Here is a 21,955-nt window from a genome sequence, read left to right on the forward strand (position 1 = left end):
CATTCTTTAAAGATGCGTATGTTAAAACATCTTTTAGTGAAAAAGCAGTTAACTTTGACTTGAAAAAGTCTTCATTTTGTTGAATATTCAAGTTATAGCTGATTTTATAAATTTATGCTTTTTGCAATTTTATGTTTTACGACTTGAAATTGTGATCTGAGCCATTTACAACTTAAACAGTCATATAACAAGGATTAGATATGAAATTATATTATTCACCAGGTGCATGTTCTTTAGCTGCCCATATTTTACTCAACGAAATTAATGTTGATTTTGATTTAGAACGTGTTGATTTAAAAACGCATAAAACAGAAAAGGGCGCAGATTATTACGAAATCAATCCAAAAGGCTATGTACCCGCATTAGAAATCAATCCAGGTTTGCTTTTAACTGAAAATGTTGCAGTACTGCCTTTTATTGCGCAACACGATCCTAAACAGGATTTGATCCCACCATCAGGTTTGGGACGTGCTAAAGTTTTAGAATGGTTGGGTTATTTAAACTCAGAGTTGCATGATGAATATGCCGTCTTCTTTGACCCAGCGATCACTGAAGATGAAAAAGTACGTGGCTATGCAACCATAGATAAGATGTTGAAATATATAGATGACTATCTTGCCGAGTCAGAATACGATTATTTGGTCAATGACCGCTTTGGTCCTGCTGATGCGTATTTGTTTGTACTGACAAATTGGTCGAATTCGATTCATCATGATTTAACCCCATTTACCAATATTGTGGCATTACGCAATAAAGTCGCTGAACGTCAATCTGTACAGATTGCAATGCGTGATGAAGGTTTAATTCCTTAAATATGCTTGAATCGATATACAAAGCACCTACGGGTGCTTTTTTATTGAATTGATTAAAGTGAAATGGACAGAAAGAGGCAAAGATATTTATTATTGATTTTTAGTCAATAATGTTTTGCTTATTTTTGCGTTTTTTGCGATAAAAATAAGCTCTATAGTTGCGCCATAAATCAAGCGTATTGGCAAAACATAGGTAAACAATGAGTAATATCTTAATCGTAAATGGTGCTAAACAGTTTGCACATTCAAATGGTGAATTAAACGATACCCTAACTGCTTTGGGTGAAGACGTGCTTAGCGATTTGGGACACAGTGTAAAAGTGACACGTACCGATGCAAATTACGATGCTCAAGAAGAAGTAGAGAAATATCTCTGGGCGGATGTTGTGATCTATCAAATGCCAGGTTGGTGGATGGGTGCACCGTGGACCATGAAAAAATATATTGATGATGTTTTTACCACTGGTCATGGCAGTTTATATGCCAACGATGGTCGTAGTCGTTCTGATGCTGCCAAGAAATATGGCTCAGGTGGTTTGATTCAGGGGAAAAAGTATATGTTGTCGTTAACTTGGAATGCACCCTTGCAAGCTTTTGATGATCCTGAGCAATTTTTCCATGGTGTAGGTGTAGATGGTGTGTATTTACCTTTTCATAAAGCCAATCAATTCTTAGGAATGCAAAGTTTAGAAACGTTTATTGTCAATGATGTGATTAAAGCACCACAAATTGCGCAATATGAACAGGCATATCGCCAGCATTTACAGCAGCTTTTTGCTTAAGCAAATTGGAATTTTGAATATCTCGTTTAAAAAATTTAAGGAGTCTAATATGTTGACTATTGTGGCTGAAATCCGTGCATATCCAAATGGATTACACAAAGATAAAATTATCCAAGCATTTAAGAAAATTACCCCGACAGTATTACAAGAGCAAGGCTGTCATGGTTATCAGCTATTGGTCGACGCTGGTGTTGATGTAAGTTATCAAAGCAAGGATTCTGATTTGATCGTGATGCTTGAAAAATGGGAAAGTATTGAGCATCTCAATGCACACTTACAAACTGAGCATATGCAAGCGTATCAACTTGAAGTAAAAGAGCATGTTGCTGATGTTAAAATCCGTATTTTAGAACAAGGATTTTAAAGTTAATTCACCATTAAGAGGTTCATTCTCGCTTTGGGAGAAGGCTAGGGTGAGGGATTCTTTTATGTTGAATTATTGTTTTTAAAAAATAATTTATAAAAGACATCCATTATTGAACATAACGCTCAAAGTTGATTTGCTCAAGTTTGGGCAAAGGTACTTTCTTTAATTTTGACCAGGATATTTTTGGTGTATTTTTGCGATCAAGTTCTTGCGTACTGGTGACATTTTTGATTTTCCCTGTTAAAAAATTAGTACTTTCAGTTCGACTGTCACCTGATGGTATATCGAAATAATGTAAATCATAGCCGATCAGATCGAATGATGGGTTTTGATAGCGGAAAGTATAAATATTATTAAAGACCTCCCATGAATCACAACGAAACGAGTAATTTAATGTGATCTTAAGTTGTCCATTCTGGATGATTGGTGAATTGTCCACAATCAATGGATCGATAAGGCAAGGGCGTTCATTGTTGCTTTCTCTAGGGAGTGAAGAATTACTTGCGATAAGGCGGTAAGTTTGAGCGTCTTTAAATAGAACTAATAATTTTCGCTCATTTTGGTTAAGTAGAAGATTTGCTGGCTTTTTATGATTGAATTTATTTTTAACAATATTTATGGGATCCGTATTTTCAATAATCAGCACCATATCGGCTTGTTGATCACCATTTAAGTCACCTTGAACTTTGCTAAGTATTTTCCAATCTTTAGGAATGAAAGCTTGAACATCAGCTTCAGTATTGGTTTCTGCCCACACTAAACTTGAGCAGACTGTTAATGTAAAAAATAGAAGTAATAGATTGTTATTTTTCATGGTTTTCTTCCAATTCACTGAATCGTAAATTTGTTTTTAAATTTATGCCTATTTTTAGGCATCTCTCCAAGCTATCATTTTTGATTACCTTGTCTTAGCTAATTTTTTATGGCAAATATCGAGTCCTCTTCGACACCTTTATTCTCAGAAGAATATGGCATATTTATGAATCGTTGGTAGATACGAAACGTGCTTTATTCAAACTCGCCGTAGTCTTTAAAATTGATTTGCTCAAGTTTAAGTGAATAACTGTTCTTTAATTTGGACCAAGAAACTTGCTTAGCTTGATCCTGATTTTCAAACGCACTACCACCTGTAGTATTTTTAATTTTACCTGTTAGAAAATTGATACTTTTCGCACTGGTTTCACCAGATGCACGATGGAAGTAATCTGTATCGTAACCAATCAGCTTAAAAGACTGGTTTTGATAACGGAAAGTAAAAGCGTTGTTATAGACAGACCATGAACCGCAACTGAGCCAATAATGTAAATTAATTTTAACTAATCCATTTTTGATGGTGAGTGGGTCTCCTTCGCCTAGAGGATCGGTAAGGCAAGGGGATTCTTGATCACCTTCAGTGGGAAGCTTGGAATTACTTGCAACAAGATGATAGCCCTGAGGGGCTTTAAATAAAATTAATAACTTTCGATTGTTTAAATTCAGCTGAGGATTACCTAAGCTTTCATTTGTCACAATATTTTTTGGATCCGTATTTTCAATAATCAAAACAAGATCTGCTTGTTGATCACCATTTAAGTCACCTTGTACTTTACTCAGCACTTTCCAGTTTTTAGGGATAAATGATTGATAGTCAGCTTTGGTATTGGTGCCTGCCCAACCCAAAGTTGAGCATGTTGTTAATGCACAAAATAAAAGTAATTCAGTTTTGTTTTTCATTATTTTTCTCCAATAAATTGAACGCTAAAGTTATGAATAAATTCTTCACTATTCCAAGGAATATTCTCCAAAGTGGAGCTTGTCGTAGTTCTCAGTGTTTTCCAAACAATTTTGGCTGGTGTTTCAACTTCTGCAAAGATATTTGGCGTTGTGGTCACTTTGGCTTTGTTGCTTAGAAAGTTAAGGCTGGTTTCTTTTTGTTTACCACTAATTTTATCTAAATCATAAGCATCAAATCCAATCAGGTGGAATTGATTGTTTTTTAGTTTAAACCCATAGGTATACATCAAGCCATAGGTATTGCTACAGGATGACATGGTATTGAATAACACATCTAAGCGTTGATTTTCGATCGTCAATGTAGAGTCATCTAGAGCATCTTCGATACAGAGTTCTTCTGAACGATAGGTCCAGTTAGGAATTTTTCGACTTAGTTTGAGTTGTAATTGTTGGCCTTTTTGAAAAAGCACTAAAAGCTTTCGATTGTGTTGATTTTTATTTTTAGGTTGGATGATGAGGGCAATATCTTTTTTACCATCTTGATTCAAATCACCTTCTGCTTGAGCAAGAATTTCCCAATTATTTGGTACAAATTTTTGTAAGGATGAGGTGGCTGGGTTTGCTAAACACATGGATGAACATGTTGCCAATAAAAGGGTGGAAAATATTGTTTTAATCATCATATATCCTGATCAAGTTTTTATCACTTTAACCTATAACGAGATTTTGAAGAATCTTTTAAGCAAGTTAAAACTTTTAAAATGAATCATTTAATAATTGGTGACAACAATTAAATCTTATTGTAAATTGTGAATTAATTATTATTAATCTATTATATTGATAATTAAATCACATATAAGAATACTTGGTTCATGAAAACCGAACTGATATGAATTAAAGCAAAGTTATGGACTAAATGCTCAAAATAGAGTGTCACGATAAAAAAGGAGAACAGATGAACATAAAGATTTATTTGATCATAGGTGTGGTTGCTGGTGTATTTATCATTTATATGCTTTTCTTGCACACCATGATGAAAAAAAGAAAACAGAAACAATTGGATGGCTTTAATCATCATAATTCAGGGACGCCTTTGACTAGGCAACAAGAGAGATTACTAACCTTTGGTGCAATTCTTTTTTATCACAGAGGTGAAAAAATTTTAGGTATTTATCCGGAAGATGATTTAAATCAATACATTTATGGATTGAAACAGCAATGGGAGATATCCAATGCTAAGGAAGCAAAAGAAGTATTGGGTGATTTACTCGAATTACAGCGGAGTAGTGAATTTGAACCCTTTGTGCAGCTTCCTTCTTCAGACTTAGCGAAAATTCAAAAAAGTATAGCAAAAGGCCTAGGGATTGATATTTCTCTTGTGGAGCAAACCAAATCAGCTTATGCCTGGGATGTCGGACGCGCAGTTTCTTTAGCTAAATGGTGTTATTGGTGTGGTTATTTATCTGAAAGTGAGACTTGGAGTATTATGGAACAAGCCGCAAAACAAGCCACGCAACATGGAAAAAGCTGGACAGACTATACTGTATCTTTTTTACTTGGAAGAGCAATTAATGGCTTTGATTTAGATGATATTATCATTGAAGCTAAACAAATATTGCACAGTCAGAATCCTGCACTACGTAAAATACAAGATGTGGATGTTTATCAGCGTTATCAATTTCAGTAAATTTGTATAGTTGTTCAGGAATAATCGACATCATTTTGAGTTAAAAACAGGTTGTTTAAAACAGCCTGTTATTGCTATTGTAATTCTTCTAATTGCAGTTACTAAGTATCGTGATGGTGTTGTTAGCATTGAATAGCTCGGTAAGTAAAAATGAATAAAAAATAGAATTTTATCTGTTATTACCTGTTGCAATAGATGTAATTGTTCCTTGTTTGGAAAATAGCAGGGTTATTTTGTGCTCGTTAAGCAATAAACCATTCAGATCAACTTGTTCAAATACACAGTTTTTGAACCTCACATCGGATAGATCAGATGTGTCAAATTTTACGTTTAAGAAAGAGCAAGAATCAAATAATGATTCATTAAAACCTCCTTTTATAAAATGTAAATTCAAAAAGGTACAGTCCCTAAAAGTACGTTTTAGAAACTCTACTTTCTTCATTAAGGTCGAATCAAAAATGCAATTGCTTATTGTGTTTTCGATCCAAAGGCATTTATATAGATTTTGATTAGAAGAAATTGATAAATCAAGAAATTTTAAAAAGGTGATAACTTTTCCAGTAAGATCAATATATTTAAATAACATTGTTATTAAATTAATAGATTAAATTTAAAAATTAAACCCTTAGCTTATAAATATGCTAAGGGTTTTTTATTGTATAAACAATTACATTTTCACGAGGCAAAGTTTATCGTCTTCATTTATCGCATTGAAAACTTAGCTTAAAGTAGGTGCATTTGAAATGGCTTATTTAAAGAAATAACCTGTTTCTGGTGAACTCGCATTTGCCATTCGTTTACGTGGCATACGACCCGCCAAATAGGCTTCACGTCCAGCTTCAACCGCTTTTTTCATTGCTGATGCCATTAAAATTGGATGATGTGCAGCGGCAATCGCAGTATTCATCAATACGCCATCGCAACCTAATTCCATTGCAATTGCGGCATCGCTTGCAGTACCTACACCAGCATCAACCAAAACTGGCACTTTGGCATTTTCTTTAATAATTGAAATAGTATGCGGATTTAAAATGCCTAGGCCAGAACCAATTAAGCTACCTAAAGGCATGATCGCAACACACCCCATACTTTCAAGTTCTTGAGCCACAATAGGGTCATCCGATGTATATACCATCACTTCAAAACCATCTTCAATCAATGTGCGAGCTGCATCAAGTGTCGCGGTTACATTTGGATATAGGGTTTTCTCATCACCTAATACTTCCAATTTGACCAAGTTATGCCCATCTAAAAGTTCACGTGCAAGCATACAGGTGCGTACTGCGCTATTGGCGTCAAAACAACCCGCTGTGTTCGGTAAGATGGTGTATTTTTCAGGTGGAAGGATTGACAGTAAGTTGGGTTGATCTGGATTTTGCCCAATGTTTACTCGGCGAATCGCCACTGTCACAATTTCAGCACCACTGGCTTGAATTGCTAAATCAGTTTCTTGCATGTCTTTGTATTTACCCGTACCCACGAGAAGACGTGATTGAAAAGTACGAGAACCGATAATAAGAGGGGAGTTTTCAGTAGGAAAATCTAGCATGGGAGAGCTCCAAATTAGCCGCCACCGACAGCGTGAATGATTTCAATACGGTCTTTTTCAGCAATAGGGGTAAGTTCAAGTTTACTTTTGGAAATGATCATTTCATTCATTTCTACGGCAAAGCGTTTACCTTCGAGTGAAAGTTCCTGAACCAGTTGTAAAAGATTTTGGCAAGCGGTCTCTTGAGGCTCACCATTTAAGAAAATTTGCATATACATTCCATTCGATTGCGCAAATTGTGATATCTAAATTCAAAATAATTTTATTTAGCGTATTTCAATGCATTCCATGCGAGGACTAACCAACCTACAATCATCAGTGCTCCACCAATGGGTGTAATTGCACCTAAACCTCGTGGTAAACCCAGCACCATGACATAAAGCGAACCGCAGAAAAATAAAATACCGATTTGGATGAGTAAGAAGCTGGCTTTGATTGGAAGTTGTGGGATGACTTTACTGAGAATTGACAGTGCCAACAGGCCCAGTGCGTGGTAGAAAAAATAATCGGTTGCTGTTTGCCACCATGCCAACTGTGCTTCAGTTGCATGAGCTTTTAAACCATGTGCGCCAAATGCACCTAAGATTACTGCAAGCGCTAAATTCAGTGCTGAAATTGCAATCCACATAAGCCAGTCATCTGCATAAATTTGCGCATAACATTAACACAATTTTGAAGCGGGATTAAAGGCAAAATCTATTAAGAATAAAGATTTGACAAAAATATCAGGCAAAATAAAAGGGCATGTCGCCCTTTTATTGAAAATATAAATATTGGTCTGGTATGCAGACAGTTTTGAAGATTTAGTTGGATGACATGGCAACTTTGATTTTGTCCATGGCATTTTTTTCTAACTGACGAATACGCTCAGCAGAGACATTGTACTCTGCAGCCAGTTCATGCAAGGTCGATTTATCATCATCTAACCAACGGCGCTGTAAGATGTTGCGTGAGCGATCATCTAACTGTTCCATAGCATTATGCAAAGCTGAAGTACTTTGTTCTTCGTAATCTTCTTCTTCGACTAAACGAGCAGGATCATAGCGGTTATCTTCGAGATAAAGCGCTGGAGCAACATGAGTTGAACCTTCGTCATCGTCATCACCTTGAGCTTCAAAAGCAGCATCATAAGCAGTTAAACGACCTTCCATTTCCAAGACTTGTTCTGCTGTTACATTTAAGTCATTGGCAATTGATTGTGCTTCTTCAAGTGTAAGTTTTTTACTTGATTTTTTTAGGCTACGTAAATTAAAAAACAATTTACGTTGCGCTTTAGTGGTCGCAATTTTGACAATACGCCAATTGCGAATCACATATTCATGAATTTCAGCCTTAATCCAGTGCACAGCAAAAGACACCAAACGCACGCCCATATTTGGGTCAAAGCGTTTAACTGCTTTCATTAAACCGAGATTACCTTCTTGAATTAAATCACCTTGTGGCAAACCATAGCCCGCATAACTGCGCGCAATATGCACCACAAAACGTAAGTGAGACATCACTAACATTTTCGCAGCATCTAAATCTTGATCGTAAAAATAGCGATCAGCTAACTCTTTTTCTTGTTCAGCTGTCAAGATTGGAATCTGATTTACGGTGCTGATATAAGCACCTAAGTTAACACCTGGTGCAGATAAGGACAGGGGCATCAACTGATTGCTGCTGTCACTCATGGGTTCTCCTTATAGGAATTTCGTTGTATAGCTAATGCATTCATCTTAATTCGAATATTGTACATAAGTAAGGAAATTTGGGTATCGAAATGTAAAAATATATGCAAATTTGCAAAAAATAATTTGAATTGAAAATAATTAAGATTCAATTAAGTAATGAAATTCATGCTCTGATCGTTTAGTCAATTGGCAAGAAATCTTGTTGATCTCGCAATAACGCGTAATATCAATTTCACTGTGCGGATCAGAGGACATTAAAAGAAATATTTGATGAGGCAATGCTCTTTTTAATTCACGCTTTAACATTAATAGAGGCATTGGACAGGGTTTACCCATACAATTTATTTCAATTGCTGTCTGACCTAAAGGTTCATTCATTTTTTGGCAAGGTAACAACAGGGTTGTGGAACGCATATTTTACCAAGTTTATTGAAACACCCCAACAAAAATTGGAAGATTCTTCAACAAATAAAAAATAATCGTGAAGCTGTTTAAAAAACACGCTTGATATCGAAAATAATTATCAAAAAAAATTCTATTAATTGTCATAAACCCATGTTAAGCTCGTTGCGTATTTAGGATTTATCAGAAACAATTCTTGTTTTGAAACCCTATTACAAGATGGATGTAACCGGGATTTTGTTAATAGTTTTACAGAATGATTACAAGCTTTGAAATTAGAAAATATTTTAAAACTTTGTTTGCTCTGCTGTTTGCAACACCGGGTGGTCCCTTTTTCTTAATAACTGAGGATTAACTTATGACAGCTCGTGAACAAGGCGTAGTTAAATGGTTCAACGACACTAAAGGCTTCGGCTTTATCCAACGCGCAGGCGGTGATGACGTATTCGTTCATTTCCGTGCTATTCAAGGTGACGGTCATCGTTCACTTCGTGACGGTCAACGCGTTGAATTCAGTGTTGTGCAAGGTCAAAAAGGTTTTCAAGCTGAAGAAGTTCAGCCTTTAGACTAATCTTAAATTTTTAAAATTTAAGTGGCGCTCCAATTTCTTATAAATTGGGGCGTTTTTTGTTTATAATGGGCGCAATTAAAAGTGTCTACAGTTAGAGCTCGTATTTATGTCATCAGGTTTCGAAACCCTTAATTTACATCCGCAACTTAAACAAGCGATTGATGCTTTAGGGTTTAAAGAAATGACCCCAATTCAGCAAAAAGTATTGAAATATACTTTAGCAGGTCATGATGCAATTGGTCGTGCTCAAACCGGCACAGGTAAAACGGCGGCATTTTTAGTCAGTATTATTAATGATTTGCTCACAAACCCAATTAAAGAACAACGTTTCCGTGGTGAACCACGTGCATTGATTCTTGCGCCAACACGTGAACTTGCAATTCAAATTGAAAATGATGCAAAAGATTTGGTCAAATATACCAATTTAAATGTCGTGACTTTGGTTGGCGGCGTAGATTTTGATAAGCAAAGAAAACAACTGGATCAAGGTTTTGTTGATATTTTAGTGGCAACCCCTGGTCGTTTAATTGATTTCACAGAACAAAAAGAAGTTTGGTTAGATCAAATTGAATTTTTAGTGATTGATGAAGCTGACCGTTTATTAGACATGGGCTTTATCCCATCAGTTAAACGGATTGTGCGTTTTTCGCCACGTAAAGAGCAACGTCAAACCTTAATGTTCTCGGCAACATTTAGCTATGATGTTCTCAATCTTGCCCAACAATGGTTATGTGAGCCAGTTACAGTAGAAATCGAGCCTGAAAAGAAAACCAATGCTGATGTTGAACAGCGTGTATATGTAGTCGAAAAGAAAGATAAATATCGCTTATTGCGCGAAATTTTGGCAGATGAACCCATTGAAAAAGTGATGATCTTTGCCAATCGCCGTGATCAAGTGCGTAAACTTTATGATCATTTAAAAGCAGATGGTTATAAAGTGGTGATGCTATCAGGTGAAATAGCGCAAGATAAACGTTTGAAAATGTTGGATCAATTTAAAAATGGTCAACATAATATTATGATTGCAACAGATGTTGCAGGTCGTGGTATTCATGTTGATGGCGTATCTCATGTGGTGAATTTCACTTTACCTGAACAGTCAGATGATTATGTACATCGTATTGGTCGTACAGGTCGTGCAGGTACACAGGGTGTAAGTATTAGTTTCTTGTCTGAAGATGATGCATTTAATTTACCGACTATTGAGAAAGCGATTGGGCAAAAATTGCCTTTAACGCGATTAGATGGTTATTGCTAAGTTTTTTGTTTCTTTATCAAATTGTGTTTAAAAAACCCACTTATTTAAAGTGGGTTTTTTAATGACTATTTTTAGTTTAGAAGGCTAAACGGATTAACTTGCTTTACAGCTAAAGGTCAGTGTTGTTTGATAGTCCGTATCTTTTTCAATACCGTAGTTTTTGCCCATTACTGAACCTAATACACCGGCTGCTGCAGTGATCATTTTTCCAGTCTGTTCATCGACCACACCTTTTAAACTGCCATGATATTCAGTTTTTTCATCCACTAAGACTGGTGCACCTTTTTTTCCGCAAGTTTTGTTTGCTGCAGTAATGGCATTATTTTTTGCGGTAATTTGGTCTTTACCTAAGCCAGTGACTTCATACTGGTTATCTGCTTTTTGAATCGCTAAAGTTTGTGTTGGATTTGATGCACACGCAGTGAAGAGTAACGCTGAACTAGCAAGTAAAGTGATCGTTGTTAATTTATTCATATTGATTCTCAAATTCCTGTACTAAAAATTAAAAAGATACTGCTTTTAAATTAGTTATAATTTGAGCATAGAATGTGGGCTAAATATTGAGAAACATGTATAAATTTTGCAGTTTTTTTTTAAGTTTATTGATGATTTGGCTTTATTTTCGAAGCCAAAGGGTATCGAAGGCATTTTTTGTGAGCAATCATGCGCATTGATAACCTAACAATAAGTTGTATGTAATATTGACAGATGCCAAGTAAATTTTGTCGGAGATAGCTTAATGATTTTAGATTATGCTAATCTTGAAACAAGTGAAATTAACCAGATAATAGATAGGTCAATGTCAGATTTAAACTTCAAAGCAGTACATGACAATATTCATCAACGTCAATCGATTGGTCATTTGGTTGAACCTGCACCTTCACACGCACAACTGAATATTGCATTTAAAGCCGCTTTAACAGCACCCGATCATCATCGTTTAAAACCCACACAATTTATTGTCGTGGATGTTGAGCAACGTGAAGCATTTGGTGCATTACTGGCACAATCTATTGCTGACTTAGGTGAATTAGATCCAGCCCAAGTTGAACGGGTAAAACTTCATCCTTTTAGAGCGCCTATTTTGGTGCTTGCCGTGACTAAATTTCAGGATCATCCTAAAGTGCCTTTTTTTGAACAAACGCTGAGTTCAGGGGCTGCAATTGAAAACTTTTTATTGTCGATGCAGGCACAAGGTTTCGCAACCATGTGGCGGAGTGGGGCGGTTGTTGAATCTAAATTATTAAAATCAGCACTGGGTTTAGCTGAACGAGATTTAATTTCAGGCATTATTTATGTCGGCACGGCGGCAAAAGCGATTGCCCCGCGTGCAGAGATTGAAACAACACAATATGTTCATTTTTGGCAAGCTTGAGTCAAAAAGTTATTGATATTTTCAGATTGAAAAATCATTGGGTTATTAGGACAAGCATTTTAGGATAACAATAAATGTCGGATTTACAATTTAAAGATTTAGTTGAACCTATTGTATTGGGTCAGAAAACAGCGTTGCGTGTGACTGTGCTGGGTGGTGGTAGTTTCGGTACAGCAATGGCAAATACAGCAGTACGTAATGGTTGTGACACCATGATTTGGATTCGCGATGAAAGTATCGCAGCTGAAATTAATGCGACTCATGTCAATAAACGCTATTTACCTGATTTTCAATTGGAGGCGGGTTTACGTGCTGAGTCAAATCTAGAAGAGGCAGTGCGTGATCGCGATATTATTTTGGTGGCAATCCCAAGCCATTCTTTTCGTGATGTTTTACGTCAAATTAAACCCTTTATTAGTGCACAAGCCGTTGTTTCATTAACCAAAGGCATCGAAGCAAAAACCTTTAGCTTTATGAGTGACATTATTCGTGAAGAGCTTCCTGAAGTTCCTTATGGTGTTCTTTCAGGGCCCAATTTAGCCAAAGAAATTGTTGCAGGACAACCAGCAGGTACAGTGATTGCCAGTGATAGTGAATTAGTACGTTATGCCGTACAACAAGCACTGCACAGTGCCTTGTTTCGAGTATTTGGCAGTGATGATGTACATGGTGTTGAGCTGGGTGGAGCGCTTAAAAATATTTATGCTGTTGCAATGGGAATGGCCGCTGCTTATAAAGTTGGTGAAAATACCAAGAGTATGATTTTAACCCGTGCTTTGGCTGAAATGAGTCGCTTTGCAGTTAAGTTGGGGGCAAATCCTTTAACATTCTTAGGTTTGTCTGGTGTGGGTGATCTTTTCGCAACCTGTAACAGCCCGTTGAGCCGAAATTATCAAGTTGGTTTTGCCTTAGGTTCTGGAAAGACACTGGAACAAGCAACCTCTGAATTGGGGCAAACTGCTGAAGGGATCAACACTATTGTACAAGTCAATGCACGTGCAAAGGAGTTGGATGTCTATATGCCAATTACCACTGCATTGTATGAAGTTATTTTTGAAGGGGCGCCACCACTGAATATTGCCGTTTCTTTGATGAAGAATGGGCATCGTAGTGATGTAGAGTTTGTGCTTCCACATAACGAAGTCTGATTGAGCATTTGCTGGGACAATATTCAAAACTTTAGAGATGGATTTGTAACAAAGCCTCGTTATAATCAGTGCAGTATTAAAAAGGAAATCTTATGCAACTGACTTTGGTACGTCATGGTGAAGCAGCTCCACCCGTCAATGGGGTGGACAGTAAAAGGCCTTTAACACAACGTGGGCATTTACAAGCAGAACAAACGGCTAATTTTTTAAAAGAAATCGTGCAGCCGGATGTATTTGTTGTCAGCACTTTATTGAGAGCACAAGAAACATTGGCGCACATACAGACTTACTTCCCGAATGTATCTGTATTGGTCTGTGACAAAATAAAGCCAGATGATGATGCAAAATTAGCAATCGAATGGTTGTCACAATTGCCATTTGAACGTATTGTGGTGGTATGTCATATGAATGTTGTGGCACATATTGCAGAACAACTGACACATGAGCATTTTAATCCTTTTGCCTTGGCAGAGGCTCGTATTTATGAGCAAACTGTGATTGCAAATGGTCTATCTACACAAGATAAAGCCTTTATTCCAACTGTATAAAAGCATTGTTAAAAGAACTTAACGGCAGAAAACGATAAATGTTGTACTTATGGATGCCTGAAGCCAATGGGGTTTGGCAGTGGTCTCGAGGAAGTGATTGGACTAAATCTTCGAGCCTAGAACAATTAATACAAGATATTAAACTTTACCAAGGTGAAGAAGCTGTGGTCTTCTTCCCAAGTCGTGAAGTGCAAATTCTTCAACAGAAATTCAGTAAAACTCAATATAAACAATTGGGTGTAGATGGTGTCAAATATTTATTAGAAGAATATGTGATTTTGCCGATTGATCAGATGAAAGTGTTTTCACACTTTCAACAACCCGATCAGGTTTCAATATTGGGGATTCATCAATATGCTGTTACCACAATGCAGCATTCCTTGTCATTGATTCCGTTAAAAATTGTCTCTTTATTACCTGACTTTTTGATGCTGCCTGTACCAGAAGTCGGACAGACGATTTTGGCCAATGTCAACGGGCAATTATTGGTTCGAGAAAGTGAGTTTCTGGGTAATTCGATTGATGATCTGAATGTATATTTGGATTTCGCTGATCGAGAGAAAAGCTATTTATATAGCGGATTGACAGATGAGCAAGCGGTCAGTTTATTTGCCATTGCAGCAGCGGATCAGCGTGAGCCTTTTGATTATCAATTTAGTGAAATCAAAAAACCGAAACTACATCCTTATAATGTATTGCCAAAAGCCAAGCAAGCCAATCAAGGTGTTTCCCGTTATTGGCAAGCCTGTGCAGTTTTGGTGGTTGTTTTGATCATTGCGCAATTGAGTTACGATGCTTTGCGTTGGATTAAGCTGAAGAAAGTTGCGGATCAAACTGCTTTGATTGCAGTTGATCAGTACAAAAAATGGTTTCCAAATGAGCAACGGATTACAGAAGAGTCTGTAGAACGTCAGTTTAAAAATAAATTGGCTTTAAGTCAGAGTGCAAATACCCAAGCTTTACAATTACTCAGTCGTGTTGGGCCAATTTTAATGCAGCATCAGATTATTGCCAGTCGTGTAAATTATGATACAGCAGTGTTAAATATGGATCTGGTGGCGAAAAATGCTGAAGGCTTACAAACCTTGGTGACGCAACTGAATCAACAAGGCTTTAAAGCAGAATTAGGCAATGTTCAGACGCAAGGTGCATCTGTCGTTGGTTTGGTGAAGATACAATAATGAAAACAATGGAAAATGTGCAAAATCGACTGGATGTATGGTCTGAGAAAATCGCAGAGAATTTAGAAAAAATATCTCCACGTGAACGTGTCATGGTTGTTTTCACCACGATTTTTGTCATTGTGGCAATTGTGGGTGCGGCGTTGTGGTACACCCATAAAGCTGCCGAAAAACAGCAAGCACATTTAAATCAGATGAAAGATCTTGTGGTGTGGATGCAGAGTAATGTAGTGACCATGAAGCCCGCAGATGATTTGGCCTTAACCACTGCAGATAAAATTCAGCGTGTGGCACAACAACAAGGGCTTTCGGTTGCCTCGCAGCAAGTGGGTGAGCAATTTCAGATTATTGCACAACATCAAAACTATGCCGTTTTAGCTAACTTTTTAACCCAAATTGCCCAAATGGGTGTGAGTTTGGAAAAGATGGAGTTAGCCAAAGAAGGTGGGCAGATTAAATTAACAGCGACGGTACAGTAGTAGTGAAAATAAACACAGTTCAAGCATAGCCTTTTCAACATACTGTGCCTATAATATGGCAACTTAAAAAGCAGTAGACTTTTGTAGCTATGATGTATTCACTTGCTCGCCCTTTGTTGTTTTCTTTAGCACCAGAGCGTGCACATGAACTCACATTATCCATGCTTAAATCTGCCCATAAAATGGGGGCGATTCGTCAAACTGTTGCTGCCAAACCAGTCACTTGCATGGGAATTGAGTTTCCAAATCCAGTTGGTTTAGCAGCGGGACTGGATAAAAATGGCGCTTATATCGATGCCTTAGCGGGTTTAGGATTTGGTTTTATTGAAATTGGAACCATTACGCCTAAGCCACAAGAGGGCAATCCCAAGCCACGTCTTTTTCGTATTCCTCAAGCCAAAGCAATTATTAACCGTATGGGGTTTAATAATGATGGTGTGGATCAATTGGTTGAGAATGTTAAAGCCGCAAAATTTAAAGGCATTCTTGGTATCAATATTGGTAAAAATGCCACAACACCAGTTGAAGATGCAGTTTCCGATTATTTAGTTTGTCTTGAAAAAGTTTATAACTACGCATCTTATATTACTGTTAATATCTCATCACCAAACACCAAGAATTTACGTTCTTTACAAAGTGGCCATGCGCTCACTGAACTTTTGGAAACACTCAAAAAACGTCAGTTAGAGTTGGCAGAAGAATTGCAGCACTATGTTCCTTTAGTGTTGAAAGTTGCACCAGATCTAGAAGCTTCAGATATCGAATTTATTGCATCACAATTGTTGCAGTTTAAAATTGATGGATTGATTGTGACCAATACAACATTATCCCGTGAGGGTGTTGAAGGTTTACCATTTGGTGATGAAGCGGGTGGTTTGTCAGGTGCGCCCGTATTTGAAAAGAGCACGGCATGTTTGGCGGCTTTTTCAAAAATTTTACAAGGTAAAATTCCTTTAATAGGTGTTGGTGGCATTTTATCTGGTGAACAAGCTGTTGCAAAACAACAAGCTGGTGCAAGCTTAGTCCAAATTTATAGTGGTATGATCTATACAGGTCCTACACTCATTAAAGACTGTGTTGACGCTATGATTTAAAATATGAATACCTTAGACATTATTATTCTGATTCTATTGCTCATTGGAGGGCTAAACGGTTTGCGACAAGGATTCGTGAAAGCCTTTGCGAACTTGATAGGATGGATTTTTGCACTGATTGTCGGTGCTAAATATGCCAATATCATCGCACCTTCAATGTCTGCACTCAGTCAGGATCCTGTGGTGCAGAAAATTGCTGCATTTGCTTTTATTGTCTTGGTCATTATTGTTTTAACATGGATTGTCACCGCCTTACTCAATCAGATTTTAAAAACTTTAAAACTCGGGCCGTTAAATCGTTTAGCTGGAAGTGCTTTAGGGACCTTGAAAGGTTTGTTCATCGTCCTCATTACTATGCAAGGTTTGGGACCGTGGGTTGAAAGTTCTCCAACGTGGAAACAATCCAAATTCATTCAGACGCTGTTACCATTTGCACCTTTGGCATCTGAAATCTCTAAAGATGCTGCAAATGAAGCATTACATCATATACATTCAGAAGATCGTTCCGATGATACTTCTGTAACTAAGGCTGATCGATCATCGGATACTCAAAGCGATGAAAAATCAGCACATTCGACAAAGAATCCGTTTTATTAGTCCTAGCTGGTCTGCGAGGTAGTTATGTGTGGAGTCGTTGGTATAGCAGGTAAAGCACCTGTAAACCAAATGTTATTTGATGCGTTGACGATGTTACAACATCGTGGGCAAGATGCGGCTGGGATTGTGACTTGTCATAATGGACGTCTTTTTCTAAGAAAAGATAATGGTATGGTACGTGATGTATTTCATACTCGCCACATGCGCGCATTACTCGGTAACTATGGTATTGGTCACGTGCGTTATCCAACTGCTGGTTCTTCAAGTAGTGCAGAAGCGCAGCCTTTCTATGTAAACTCACCTTATGGGATTACATTGGCGCATAATGGTAACTTAACCAATGCGGCTGATATTCACGATGACTTATTCAAAACTGACTTACGTCATATGAATACGGACTCAGACTCAGAAGTATTGCTAAACGTTTTTGCTCATGAATTGCAAAAATGTGCATCATTAACGCCAATGCCTGAAGATATTTTTCATACAGTTAAACGTGTGCATGAGCGTTGTAAAGGTGCTTATGGTGTCGTTGCAATGATCACAGGGCATGGTATCGTAGGTTTCCGTGATCCCAATGGTATTCGTCCACTGATCTATGGTTCACGTTTAACTGAAAATGGTGAAACAGAATATATTATCGCTTCTGAATCTGTTGCGATTACCGCGTTAGGTTTTAAAGTAGAACGTGATATTGAGCCTGGTGAAGCGATCTTTATCAATTCAAAAGGTGAGTTCTTTTCACAACAGTGTGCGGCAAATTCGCGTTACCGCCCATGTATTTTTGAATATGTCTATTTTGCGCGTCCTGATGCAACCATCGATGGTATTTCGGTATATAAAGCACGCTTGAAAATGGGTGAAACCCTTGCGAAGAAAATTCTTCGTGAATGGGGGGATATGCACGACATCGACGTGGTGATTCCAATTCCAGATACGAGCCGTACTTCTGCTTTAGAATTGGCGAATATGTTGGGCGTGAAATTCCGTGAAGGTTTCATGAAAAACCGTTATATCGGTCGTACCTTTATTATGCCGGGTCAGCAACAACGTACCAAATCTGTTCGTCAAAAACTCAACCCTGTAGAGCTTGAGTTTAAAGGCAAGAACGTTTTGTTGGTTGATGATTCGATTGTACGTGGTACCACTTGTAATGAAATCATTCAAATGGCACGTGATGCGGGTGCGAAAAAAGTCTATTTTGCTTCTGCTGCACCAATGGTGAAATATCCAAATGTGTACGGTATTGATATGCCAGCAAAAGCAGAGTTGATTGCTTCACATCGTAGTGTTGAGGAAATTCAGGACATTATTGGTGCTGATCGTTTAATCTTCCAAGACTTGGATGATTTAAAAGCGGCAGTAAGAACCAGTAAAGTACCTGTCATTCAAGATTTTGATTGTTCAGTATTCGACGGTGTTTATGTTACAGGCGATATTGATGAGCAATATTTAACTGATCTTGAGCAAAGTCGTAGTGATACTGCGAAAAAAGAAAAAGATGGTTATATTGATGTCAATATCGATGCAGCATCTGTGGATTTAAGCGGTATCAAAGAAGAAATGTAAGCAACTTTGATTTACATTGAGAAAAAGCGGGAAGTTCCCGCTTTTTTCATTTATAGTATTTTGCAATGTAATGAGGAATTTTACATTGAAAGATGTCAGTCATTATTTGATAAAAAACAAGAATATGTTGTGGTCTGCAAGTATTTGCTTACTTGCGGTCATTTTGACCATTTTTATTCTAAATACTGTTTTAGGATTGCTGGTTCACTATGTGGATCCAGATCAAGAGATCTGGTGGAATATCCTCAGCCCTTACTGTGTCGGTTTGATCATCGTCATCATTGGTTGGTCAATTGCATATGAATTTTATGTGTTCCGTACAGGTGGTCACTCACTTGCAAAGCAATTAAAAGCCCGTCGTTTAAGTCAAATTGAAAGCACTCCGGAAGAAAGTGTGGCCTTAAAACTCGCAGATAAATTTGCAGAGACTTTTGAGATTGATGCTCCTACATTATATGTATTGCCAGATGAAGTTGGGGTTAATGCTTTAACTGCTGGGTTTCATCCAAGAGATACGGTGATTATCTTGACCTGGGGCGCATTACAGAATCTGGATGAATTAGAACTTTATGGTTTATTAGGGCATGAGTTTAATCAAATTCTATCCGGTGAAGCACGAGAAAATACCCGACTTAAAATTTTATATAGTGGTTTAATTACCTTTAGTCAGTTGGGAAGCAAAATCGCAAAGCAGGGCTTTAATCGTTATAACGCCAAGGGAAATCAGCATAAATTTGAAACCAGTTTTGTCGCAGTGGGTGGGGTGATTTGGCTACTCGGCAGTATGGGGATTTTAATTAATCGTTTGATTAAATATTTCACTTTGGGTGGGCGTACTTTTTATAACGATTATAAAACTAAAAAATTATTGCTCAATAATGCCAATGTACAAACCTTATTGCGTATCTATGTCCATCATGCAGGTTCTCAAATTCATAGTGAGTTTTCTGAAGCCATTGCGCATATGTGTTTTGCCAATTCCTTAAGTCCGCAAAGTTGGTTAAATATCCATCCAAGTATTGAAGACCGTATTTATGAGTTAAATCCGACACTGTTACAGGATCTACAGCTGGAAAATTTAAAAAAATTACGTAGTCAGCCTTTATTTAGTTTGTTACGCCCTTTGGAAGAATCAACAGGGGATGTTTATAACCCATGGGTATCTCCACAGCCTTTACCTTTATTACGCTTATCCCCAATTAGTTTTGCCTTAAACGATGCAATTAAACCTTTAAATCCAGAAGTACGCCGTCAAATTGAGCGTTCAGACTTGATTCAGCGTGCTATGCAAACGGCAACGGGTTCTCGTGAGGTAATGGTCGCCATCTTAATGATTCGACAGTATCGCGAGTTTATTCCGTCTGATGCGGAGGTAAGTCGTGCCATTATTGACTCACTTTTAAATTTAGATGGTCGGGTACATATTCAAATTTTCCATGATGCCTGTGAAAACCTTGGTAATATGCCTGCGACCAGTGCACGTCAATTTGTCACCAAGCTTGCGAAAATTATTCAAGAAGATGGTGAGATTGGTTTGTTGGATGCATTGCTGATTGAGCGTGTAAAAGCTGAATTGCATTTGTTGCCGATGCATACACCGTCATCCTTGGAAACGGTGAAGCCACAAATTGTGCGCTTGATTGATGCCTTGCTGCATGTACAGCAAATTAACAGTGCCAATCAGCTTGATGTGCGCTATGAGATTTTAGAACGGGTTTTGTCTAAGGATGAGTTAGAACTGTTTGAAGAAATCTCAGATGAACCTATTGATTTGGGTGAAATCTTAAATGATATCGCAGGGTTATTATTACGTGATCGCCTGAGTATTTTGGGTGTGGCTGAAATTTGTTTGTGGAATGATCGAATTATTACCCAAGATGAATTAGATGTACTGCAATTGCTGTATTGGCGACTTGGCTTTGCCACAGATGATATCGTAGACCAAATGCAGAAAAAGAACAGTGTAATGATTATTTAATAAGACTAAGTATGTTGTAGATAAAGCCATCATAGCAATGATAATAAAAAGAATTAGCTGGGAAATCCTAACACCACTTGATCTCAAGCGGTGTTAGAAATAACTTTGAATTAACTCGCCATCGCATCTACAGAAAGCTCAGCCACTGTTGGTTTGGCTTTTTCTGCTTTTAGACCTAGCTTATTAAACAATTGTTTGTCTTTGCCTTCACCAGCATTTGGTGTGGTTAATAATTTTTCACCACTAAATAGCGAGTTTGCACCTGCCATAAAGGCTAAAGCTTGATCTGAGTCTGTGAGAGATTCACGGCCAGCAGAAAGACGGATATAGCTGTGTGGCATAATAATACGTGCAACCGCAATCGTGCGAATCCATTCTGTGACATCAAGTTTTTCAACATCAGCAAGTGGCGTGCCTTCAATTGGAACAAGCATATTGATAGGTACAGATTCAGGATGAACAGGCAGGGTTGCTAATTCATGTAATAAACCAATACGATCATTACGATTTTCACCCAATCCAACAATACCGCCACTACAGACTTTCATCCCCGCATTACGGACATGATCCAAGGTGTCTAAGCGATCATCAAAAGTACGGGTGCTGATGATATGTGAATAGTATTCACGCGATGTATCTAAGTTATGATTGTAATAATCTAGGCCTGCTGCATGTAAACGTTCAGCTTGTGATTGATTGAGCATACCCAGTGTCATACAGGTTTCTAAACCTAATGCTTTAACTTCACGCACCATTTCGAGGACATAAGGCATATCACGCTCATGTGGGTTTCGCCATGCTGCACCCATACAAAAACGTGAAGAACCTGATTCAATGGCTTCTTTTGCTTCGCTGATCACTTTATCGACCGCAATACGTTTTTCAGCTTCTAATTTTGAATCATAGCGTGCAGATTGCGAACAATATTTGCAATCTTCAGGGCACTTACCAGTTTTAATTGAAAGTAAAGTACTGACTTGGATGGTATTGGCATCAAAGTGTTCACGATGAGTTTGCTGTGCTTTGAAAACTAAGTCTAAAAAAGGCTGTTCATATAAAGCTTGAATTTCTTCACGAGCCCAGTCATTACGTACTGTCATTAATTAAATCCATGATAATCATTATCTATCCCTGTATATAATACATAATTCATGCCAATTCCATAGGGCAAA

26 protein-coding genes are annotated in these 21,955 nt (G+C 37.6%); 15 read left to right on the top strand and 11 right to left on the bottom strand.

What is annotated here, in order from left to right; translation table 11 throughout:
• Positions 1 to 200: 200 nt before the first annotated feature.
• The 3 genes from ASC84_RS06260 to ASC84_RS06270 all read left to right on the top strand — a co-directional run bounded on the left by ASC84_RS06260 (position 201) and on the right by ASC84_RS06270 (position 1,958).
• Positions 201 to 812, top strand: coding sequence for a glutathione binding-like protein (locus tag ASC84_RS06260; RefSeq protein ID WP_004719407.1), 612 nt, complete (start codon positions 201 to 203; stop codon positions 810 to 812).
• Positions 813 to 1,012: 200 nt separating this feature from the next.
• The gene (locus ASC84_RS06265) at positions 1,013 to 1,594 is read left to right on the top strand and encodes an NAD(P)H-dependent oxidoreductase (protein ID WP_004719408.1); all 582 of its coding nucleotides are present in this window, start codon (positions 1,013 to 1,015) and stop codon (positions 1,592 to 1,594) included.
• Between the two features lie 49 nt (positions 1,595 to 1,643).
• Complete coding sequence (locus tag ASC84_RS06270) at positions 1,644 to 1,958, top strand: putative quinol monooxygenase (protein ID WP_056512684.1); 315 nt, start codon at positions 1,644 to 1,646, stop codon at positions 1,956 to 1,958.
• 109 nt (positions 1,959 to 2,067) lie between these two features.
• Here the strand turns inward: ASC84_RS06270 and ASC84_RS06275 are convergent, their stop codons facing one another.
• The 3 genes from ASC84_RS06275 to ASC84_RS06285 all read right to left on the bottom strand — a co-directional run bounded on the left by ASC84_RS06275 (position 2,068) and on the right by ASC84_RS06285 (position 4,354).
• Positions 2,068 to 2,775 (bottom strand): hypothetical protein, encoded by a 708-nt coding sequence (locus ASC84_RS06275; RefSeq protein ID WP_056512686.1) that lies wholly within the window; start codon positions 2,773 to 2,775, stop codon positions 2,068 to 2,070.
• A 194-nt stretch (positions 2,776 to 2,969) separates the two neighbouring features.
• Positions 2,970 to 3,674 (bottom strand): hypothetical protein, encoded by a 705-nt coding sequence (locus tag ASC84_RS06280; RefSeq protein WP_056512689.1) that lies wholly within the window; start codon positions 3,672 to 3,674, stop codon positions 2,970 to 2,972.
• Positions 3,674 to 4,354 (bottom strand): hypothetical protein, encoded by a 681-nt coding sequence (locus ASC84_RS06285; protein WP_056512692.1) that lies wholly within the window; start codon positions 4,352 to 4,354, stop codon positions 3,674 to 3,676. The genes ASC84_RS06280 and ASC84_RS06285 overlap by 1 nt, the downstream gene beginning before the upstream one ends.
• Before the next feature lie 275 nt (positions 4,355 to 4,629).
• Between ASC84_RS06285 and ASC84_RS06290 the strand changes: the two genes are divergently transcribed.
• Positions 4,630 to 5,361, top strand: a complete 732-nt coding sequence (locus tag ASC84_RS06290; protein ID WP_056512695.1) for a DUF1266 domain-containing protein — start codon at positions 4,630 to 4,632, stop codon at positions 5,359 to 5,361.
• Positions 5,362 to 5,530: 169 nt separating this feature from the next.
• On the opposite strand, the gene ASC84_RS23600 is transcribed toward ASC84_RS06290, so the two are convergent.
• From ASC84_RS23600 to ASC84_RS22175, 6 genes are all read right to left on the bottom strand, one after another.
• On the bottom strand, positions 5,531 to 5,947 hold the full coding sequence (locus ASC84_RS23600) for a pentapeptide repeat-containing protein (protein ID WP_081409326.1): 417 nt from the start codon (positions 5,945 to 5,947) through the stop codon (positions 5,531 to 5,533).
• 162 nt (positions 5,948 to 6,109) lie between these two features.
• Positions 6,110 to 6,910 (bottom strand): thiazole synthase, encoded by an 801-nt coding sequence (locus tag ASC84_RS06300; protein ID WP_004719418.1) that lies wholly within the window; start codon positions 6,908 to 6,910, stop codon positions 6,110 to 6,112.
• A gap of 14 nt (positions 6,911 to 6,924) precedes the next feature.
• The gene (gene thiS, locus ASC84_RS06305) at positions 6,925 to 7,122 is read right to left on the bottom strand and encodes a sulfur carrier protein ThiS (RefSeq protein ID WP_004719420.1); all 198 of its coding nucleotides are present in this window, start codon (positions 7,120 to 7,122) and stop codon (positions 6,925 to 6,927) included.
• Positions 7,123 to 7,172: 50 nt separating this feature from the next.
• Entirely contained in the window at positions 7,173 to 7,538 is a 366-nt protein-coding gene (locus tag ASC84_RS06310) for a DUF423 domain-containing protein (RefSeq protein ID WP_056512701.1), read from the bottom strand.
• Positions 7,539 to 7,713: 175 nt separating this feature from the next.
• On the bottom strand, positions 7,714 to 8,583 hold the full coding sequence (gene rpoH / locus ASC84_RS06315) for an RNA polymerase sigma factor RpoH (protein WP_004719424.1): 870 nt from the start codon (positions 8,581 to 8,583) through the stop codon (positions 7,714 to 7,716).
• 138 nt (positions 8,584 to 8,721) lie between these two features.
• On the bottom strand, positions 8,722 to 8,961 hold the full coding sequence (locus ASC84_RS22175; protein WP_004822372.1) for a sulfurtransferase TusA family protein: 240 nt from the start codon (positions 8,959 to 8,961) through the stop codon (positions 8,722 to 8,724).
• Positions 8,962 to 9,343: 382 nt separating this feature from the next.
• Here ASC84_RS22175 and ASC84_RS06325 point away from each other — a divergent pair, with 382 nt between their 5' ends.
• Both ASC84_RS06325 and rhlB read left to right on the top strand, forming a co-directional pair.
• Positions 9,344 to 9,556: a cold-shock protein gene (locus ASC84_RS06325; RefSeq protein WP_004822370.1), complete on the top strand. Its 213-nt coding sequence runs from the start codon at positions 9,344 to 9,346 to the stop codon at positions 9,554 to 9,556.
• Positions 9,557 to 9,662: 106 nt separating this feature from the next.
• Complete coding sequence (gene rhlB, locus ASC84_RS06330) at positions 9,663 to 10,814, top strand: ATP-dependent RNA helicase RhlB (protein ID WP_004719428.1); 1,152 nt, start codon at positions 9,663 to 9,665, stop codon at positions 10,812 to 10,814.
• Between the two features lie 93 nt (positions 10,815 to 10,907).
• Here rhlB and ASC84_RS06335 read toward each other — a convergent pair whose 3' ends face one another.
• Positions 10,908 to 11,288 carry a hypothetical protein gene (locus ASC84_RS06335; RefSeq protein WP_056512707.1) on the bottom strand — a complete coding sequence of 127 codons (381 nt, stop codon included), beginning with the start codon at positions 11,286 to 11,288 and terminating at the stop codon, positions 10,908 to 10,910.
• A gap of 325 nt (positions 11,289 to 11,613) precedes the next feature.
• Between ASC84_RS06335 and ASC84_RS06340 the strand changes: the two genes are divergently transcribed.
• From ASC84_RS06340 to ASC84_RS06380, 9 genes are all read left to right on the top strand, one after another.
• Positions 11,614 to 12,189, top strand: coding sequence for a nitroreductase family protein (locus tag ASC84_RS06340; protein WP_035371016.1), 576 nt, complete (start codon positions 11,614 to 11,616; stop codon positions 12,187 to 12,189).
• Between the two features lie 74 nt (positions 12,190 to 12,263).
• Complete coding sequence (locus ASC84_RS06345) at positions 12,264 to 13,337, top strand: NAD(P)H-dependent glycerol-3-phosphate dehydrogenase (protein WP_056512712.1); 1,074 nt, start codon at positions 12,264 to 12,266, stop codon at positions 13,335 to 13,337.
• Positions 13,338 to 13,429: 92 nt separating this feature from the next.
• Positions 13,430 to 13,885, top strand: a complete 456-nt coding sequence (locus tag ASC84_RS06350; RefSeq protein ID WP_056512714.1) for a histidine phosphatase family protein — start codon at positions 13,430 to 13,432, stop codon at positions 13,883 to 13,885.
• A 38-nt stretch (positions 13,886 to 13,923) separates the two neighbouring features.
• Complete coding sequence (gspL, locus tag ASC84_RS06355; RefSeq protein WP_056512716.1) at positions 13,924 to 15,066, top strand: type II secretion system protein GspL; 1,143 nt, start codon at positions 13,924 to 13,926, stop codon at positions 15,064 to 15,066.
• On the top strand, positions 15,066 to 15,545 hold the full coding sequence (gene gspM, locus ASC84_RS06360) for a type II secretion system protein GspM (RefSeq protein WP_056512719.1): 480 nt from the start codon (positions 15,066 to 15,068) through the stop codon (positions 15,543 to 15,545). The genes gspL and gspM overlap by 1 nt, the downstream gene beginning before the upstream one ends.
• An 89-nt stretch (positions 15,546 to 15,634) precedes the next feature.
• On the top strand, positions 15,635 to 16,639 hold the full coding sequence (locus ASC84_RS06365; protein ID WP_004719442.1) for a quinone-dependent dihydroorotate dehydrogenase: 1,005 nt from the start codon (positions 15,635 to 15,637) through the stop codon (positions 16,637 to 16,639).
• A 3-nt stretch (positions 16,640 to 16,642) separates the two neighbouring features.
• Positions 16,643 to 17,236, top strand: a complete 594-nt coding sequence (locus ASC84_RS06370; RefSeq protein ID WP_004719444.1) for a CvpA family protein — start codon at positions 16,643 to 16,645, stop codon at positions 17,234 to 17,236.
• Positions 17,237 to 17,260: 24 nt separating this feature from the next.
• Positions 17,261 to 18,805 (top strand): amidophosphoribosyltransferase, encoded by a 1,545-nt coding sequence (purF, locus tag ASC84_RS06375; RefSeq protein ID WP_056512722.1) that lies wholly within the window; start codon positions 17,261 to 17,263, stop codon positions 18,803 to 18,805.
• A gap of 85 nt (positions 18,806 to 18,890) precedes the next feature.
• Positions 18,891 to 20,783: a M48 family metalloprotease gene (locus ASC84_RS06380; protein ID WP_004822360.1), complete on the top strand. Its 1,893-nt coding sequence runs from the start codon at positions 18,891 to 18,893 to the stop codon at positions 20,781 to 20,783.
• Between the two features lie 110 nt (positions 20,784 to 20,893).
• On the opposite strand, the gene bioB is transcribed toward ASC84_RS06380, so the two are convergent.
• On the bottom strand, positions 20,894 to 21,883 hold the full coding sequence (gene bioB / locus ASC84_RS06385) for a biotin synthase BioB (protein WP_004719449.1): 990 nt from the start codon (positions 21,881 to 21,883) through the stop codon (positions 20,894 to 20,896).
• Between the last annotated feature and the right edge of the window lie 72 nt (positions 21,884 to 21,955).

The organism is Acinetobacter sp. Root1280, assembly GCF_001425285.1.
GTDB classification, from domain to species: domain Bacteria; phylum Pseudomonadota; class Gammaproteobacteria; order Pseudomonadales; family Moraxellaceae; genus Acinetobacter; species Acinetobacter guillouiae.

Bases quoted from the DNA above. Each gene is read 5' to 3' on its own strand.
- ASC84_RS06275 (WP_056512686.1), bottom strand. From the start codon at position 2,775: ATGAAAAATAACAATCTATTACTTCTATTTTTTACATTAACAGTCTGC.
- ASC84_RS06310 (WP_056512701.1), bottom strand. From the start codon at position 7,538: ATGTGGATTGCAATTTCAGCACTGAATTTAGCGCTTGCAGTAATCTTA.
- ASC84_RS06370 (WP_004719444.1), top strand. From the start codon at position 16,643: ATGAATACCTTAGACATTATTATTCTGATTCTATTGCTCATTGGAGGG.
- ASC84_RS06270 (WP_056512684.1), top strand. From the start codon at position 1,644: ATGTTGACTATTGTGGCTGAAATCCGTGCATATCCAAATGGATTACAC.
- ASC84_RS06280 (WP_056512689.1), bottom strand. From the start codon at position 3,674: ATGAAAAACAAAACTGAATTACTTTTATTTTGTGCATTAACAACATGC.
- ASC84_RS06350 (WP_056512714.1), top strand. From the start codon at position 13,430: ATGCAACTGACTTTGGTACGTCATGGTGAAGCAGCTCCACCCGTCAAT.
- ASC84_RS06285 (WP_056512692.1), bottom strand. From the start codon at position 4,354: ATGATTAAAACAATATTTTCCACCCTTTTATTGGCAACATGTTCATCC.
- ASC84_RS06325 (WP_004822370.1), top strand. From the start codon at position 9,344: ATGACAGCTCGTGAACAAGGCGTAGTTAAATGGTTCAACGACACTAAA.
- rhlB (WP_004719428.1), top strand. From the start codon at position 9,663: ATGTCATCAGGTTTCGAAACCCTTAATTTACATCCGCAACTTAAACAA.
- ASC84_RS06345 (WP_056512712.1), top strand. From the start codon at position 12,264: ATGTCGGATTTACAATTTAAAGATTTAGTTGAACCTATTGTATTGGGT.
- ASC84_RS06335 (WP_056512707.1), bottom strand. From the start codon at position 11,288: ATGAATAAATTAACAACGATCACTTTACTTGCTAGTTCAGCGTTACTC.
- ASC84_RS06365 (WP_004719442.1), top strand. From the start codon at position 15,635: ATGATGTATTCACTTGCTCGCCCTTTGTTGTTTTCTTTAGCACCAGAG.
- bioB (WP_004719449.1), bottom strand. From the start codon at position 21,883: ATGACAGTACGTAATGACTGGGCTCGTGAAGAAATTCAAGCTTTATAT.
- ASC84_RS06290 (WP_056512695.1), top strand. From the start codon at position 4,630: ATGAACATAAAGATTTATTTGATCATAGGTGTGGTTGCTGGTGTATTT.
- ASC84_RS06260 (WP_004719407.1), top strand. From the start codon at position 201: ATGAAATTATATTATTCACCAGGTGCATGTTCTTTAGCTGCCCATATT.
- ASC84_RS06340 (WP_035371016.1), top strand. From the start codon at position 11,614: ATGTCAGATTTAAACTTCAAAGCAGTACATGACAATATTCATCAACGT.
- gspL (WP_056512716.1), top strand. From the start codon at position 13,924: ATGTTGTACTTATGGATGCCTGAAGCCAATGGGGTTTGGCAGTGGTCT.
- ASC84_RS23600 (WP_081409326.1), bottom strand. From the start codon at position 5,947: ATGTTATTTAAATATATTGATCTTACTGGAAAAGTTATCACCTTTTTA.
- purF (WP_056512722.1), top strand. From the start codon at position 17,261: ATGTGTGGAGTCGTTGGTATAGCAGGTAAAGCACCTGTAAACCAAATG.
- ASC84_RS06300 (WP_004719418.1), bottom strand. From the start codon at position 6,910: ATGCTAGATTTTCCTACTGAAAACTCCCCTCTTATTATCGGTTCTCGT.
- ASC84_RS06265 (WP_004719408.1), top strand. From the start codon at position 1,013: ATGAGTAATATCTTAATCGTAAATGGTGCTAAACAGTTTGCACATTCA.
- gspM (WP_056512719.1), top strand. From the start codon at position 15,066: ATGAAAACAATGGAAAATGTGCAAAATCGACTGGATGTATGGTCTGAG.
- thiS (WP_004719420.1), bottom strand. From the start codon at position 7,122: ATGCAAATTTTCTTAAATGGTGAGCCTCAAGAGACCGCTTGCCAAAAT.
- rpoH (WP_004719424.1), bottom strand. From the start codon at position 8,583: ATGAGTGACAGCAGCAATCAGTTGATGCCCCTGTCCTTATCTGCACCA.
- ASC84_RS22175 (WP_004822372.1), bottom strand. From the start codon at position 8,961: ATGAATGAACCTTTAGGTCAGACAGCAATTGAAATAAATTGTATGGGT.